The organism is Halorubrum sp. SS7 (assembly GCF_005435055.1).
In the GTDB taxonomy this organism is placed as follows: domain Archaea; phylum Halobacteriota; class Halobacteria; order Halobacteriales; family Haloferacaceae; genus Halorubrum; species Halorubrum salinarum.
This window is the reverse complement of the sequence record NZ_SGXV01000679.1, coordinates 1-227: the sequence shown is the minus strand read 5'-3', so window position 1 is coordinate 227 and position 227 is coordinate 1. Positions and strand designations below refer to the sequence as shown.

Here is a 227-nt window from a genome sequence, read left to right as displayed (position 1 = left end):
AGAGCGACTCCTCGCCGCTCACGACCACGAACCGGGCGGTCGCACCGCTGACGACGAGCCCCTCGGCGGAGAAGCTCCACTCGGCTCGGCCGTCCCGGCGATCGATCGCGTACACGCTATCGTCGGCGGTGCCCTCGGCGGCGAACATGTCTCGCATCATCGGGTGAAGCGAGTTCGCGGCGACGAGCGGGTCTGCGTCGACGCGGAGCGAATTCACGTTCCCGCCG

The 227-nt window shown here is 69.6% G+C and carries 1 pseudogene; it reads right to left on the bottom strand.

From position 1 onward, the window contains the following. Window positions 1–217: pseudogene (locus tag EXE44_RS19590) on the bottom strand (PQQ-binding-like beta-propeller repeat protein); the annotation flags it as partial. Window positions 218–227: the final 10 nt, after the last annotated feature.